Raw genomic sequence first — 2,573 nt, 5'->3', positions numbered from 1 at the left:
ATAGGGGACAATCGGAAGTTTTGCGCGTAAAAAGGCACAACTAGTGATAATTGCTAGTTGTGCCTTTGCTTTTTTATCGTTGAAAAACCAAATGCGCAAAATTTTTGATTGCCCGAGAAGAATGAAGTCGTGGTCATGGTCTATGGGGTTTCAATTTTTGGCTATCAGGTAAAATTTCGATATTAATACCTATTTTTATTTTTGATTAGCACCTTTTTCAAAGTTTAATCTATTTTTGGATACAATTTCCCCCTCCCCATTGAAGAGGCAATTTATAAAAGTATTAATTTCAACACTTATTACGGTACCACTTGTTGGGCAGCTAATCTAAGGTGTGATTTATTACAGGACGAACATATCGTGACGTCTTTTCCTGCAATAATCGAGACAATTTCTATTGTGCTTAGTCCTGTAAATATTGGCTCGTAAGTTGGGCTATTGGTTAATTTTCGGCATATATTAAGCTTGTTTTTTTTATTACGATTAGCCAGTATCCCATAATGTCTGATTTTCACTAATCCCTTCGGGAGTATATGCATGAGAAACCGGCGAATAAATTCTACAGCCTTCATGGTTACGGTTTTCTTTTGATTATTATTTCGATAATCCTTCACTTGAATGGTAACCGTGTCTTTACCTATTGAAACGATTCGATTATTAGATATAGCGATTCGATGTGTATATCGCCCAAGGTATTGGACTACAGCCAGGGGACCTGAAAATGTCCGTTTGGTGTAGCTATACCAATTTAGTGCGTAACATTCATCGATTAAACGCTGAAATTGTTTCGGATTTTCATATTTTTTTCCTTTATTATAGAAAACAAGCAAATTTTGTTCATAGTATTGCTTTAGATAATACAGATACTTTCCACGGAACTTTTTGGACAGTACTTTAACAGGAATAAAGAATTTTTTACTGGAGGTCCGCCATTGATTCTGTTTGGAAAGCCCTCCGGCTAAAACGACTGTATGAATATGTGGATGAAAATGCAAGTTTTGACCCCAAGTATGCAAGACAGAGAAAAAACCGATTTGTGCTCCCAGATACTTCTTATCATTGGAAAGCTCTTTAAGAGTTTCCGCTACGCATTTGTACATTAAATCGTAAAGTGATTTCTGATTATGATAGATTACCATGTGTAGCTGTTCCGGCATGGTGAATACGACATGAAAATAAGGGGCATTGATAATATCCTTTTTTCGATTATCCACCCAGACTTCTTTATTAACTCCTTGGCACATGGAACAGTGCCGATTTCGGCATGAATTATATCGAACTTGAGTATGACCACAAGTTTCACATTCATAAGCATGTCCACTTAACTGTGAAGTACGACATCTTATGATGTCGTTAGCTGCTTTGGCCTGTTCAGGAGATGGTTTATATTTTTCTTTATATTGGGGATAGAATGCCTTAAAAATATCTTGAACAGTAGTCATTCCTCATGATTCCCCATGGAATCCAACGGACTTTTAACGCCCATTAAACTTTTAGATGTCATGTGTAAATACGTTAGTGTCGTTTTTAGACTTTTATGTCCGAGCATCTGTTGTATAAACACTGGATTTACTCCGTTTTCTAAGGAGTGGGTAGAAAAACAATGTCTTAATGTATGTGCAGAGATAGTAGAGTCAAGATGGAGTTTGTCCCTAAGCCTAATCATGGTATTCTTGATGCTTTTGACATTTATATGATCCGTTTCAATTCTACCTGGAAACAGCCAATCATTAGGTTCATAGTTTTTAGTAGGGAAATCAGTTTTAAAATACTCACGAAGCACTTCCAGTGCTGTCTGAGATAAAATCGTATATCGGTTGGTATTGTGTTTTGCATGATCTACTCGAATTCGCATGGTCTTACTACAGATATCGCTAATTTTTAGTTTGGCTACTTCACTCACACGAAGACCACTGCCATAAATTAATACTAGTATGGCCTTGTGCTTTAAATTAACAGTAGAATTTAATAGTAAAAGTACATCCTCTTTAGCAGGGACGATAGGGAATTTCTGAGTTCTTTTCATTCTTGGAACTTTTATGGGGTTCCATTCCCTTTCTAATACATAGGTATAGAAAAATTTAATCGCTGAAACGTAATTATTAATGGTACCGGCCGAAAGGCCTTTCTCTTTTTTGAGATAAAGGATGTATTGTTGGATATCCTCATGGGTCAATTCTTCTATAGGTTTTTTTAGCTCTTGCATGAAGTTTAAAAAAGCTCGCATTCGTCGCCAATAGGATTCTCGAGAGGAGTCTGGGGTACCCTTAAGTTCAAAGAAGAGCTCAATTTTTTGTTCATATTGTTTCATGAAATTTCCTCCTGATAATTGATTAATATCAAATAAATAAGTCAATAATCAGAAGGTGGAGCTCTCCCTAACTTAAGAGAAATATGTATTTGTATTTTTTGAATTGTCGATGGTAGTGTCTTCATAAGAAAAGTATGTCCTTCCGTAGATTGTTTGGTTTGGCGATTGAACAATACTACGATAGACATACTTTTTTATTTTTATTCATTTTTAGGGATAAGGAATTTTCCAAAGAGCCATCGCGGAGCGATTTCGTTCTTCT

The 2,573-nt window shown here is 35.9% G+C and carries 2 protein-coding genes; both read right to left on the bottom strand.

Annotated features, from left to right (window positions below; translation table 11 throughout):
- Nucleotides 1–299: 299 nt before the first annotated feature.
- Nucleotides 300–1,442: an IS91 family transposase gene (locus tag M3189_RS26330; protein ID WP_251639756.1), complete on the bottom strand. Its 1,143-nt coding sequence runs from the start codon at nucleotides 1,440–1,442 to the stop codon at nucleotides 300–302.
- Nucleotides 1,439–2,311: a tyrosine-type recombinase/integrase gene (locus M3189_RS26325; RefSeq protein ID WP_251639754.1), complete on the bottom strand. Its 873-nt coding sequence runs from the start codon at nucleotides 2,309–2,311 to the stop codon at nucleotides 1,439–1,441. Before M3189_RS26325 ends, M3189_RS26330 begins: the two co-directional genes overlap by 4 nt.
- Nucleotides 2,312–2,573: the final 262 nt, after the last annotated feature.

The organism is Neobacillus niacini, from assembly GCF_023715415.1.
Taxonomy (GTDB): Bacteria; Bacillota; Bacilli; order Bacillales; family Cytobacillaceae; genus Neobacillus; species Neobacillus niacini_C.
The sequence above is the reverse complement of the archived record's forward strand: the minus strand, read 5'-3'. Positions and strand labels throughout refer to the sequence as shown.

What these genes read in the sequence shown, in the direction of transcription:
- M3189_RS26325 (WP_251639754.1), bottom strand. Translation starts at nt 2,311, where the DNA reads ATGAAACAATATGAACAAAAAATTGAGCTCTTCTTTGAACTTAAGGGT.
- M3189_RS26330 (WP_251639756.1), bottom strand. Translation starts at nt 1,442, where the DNA reads ATGACTACTGTTCAAGATATTTTTAAGGCATTCTATCCCCAATATAAA.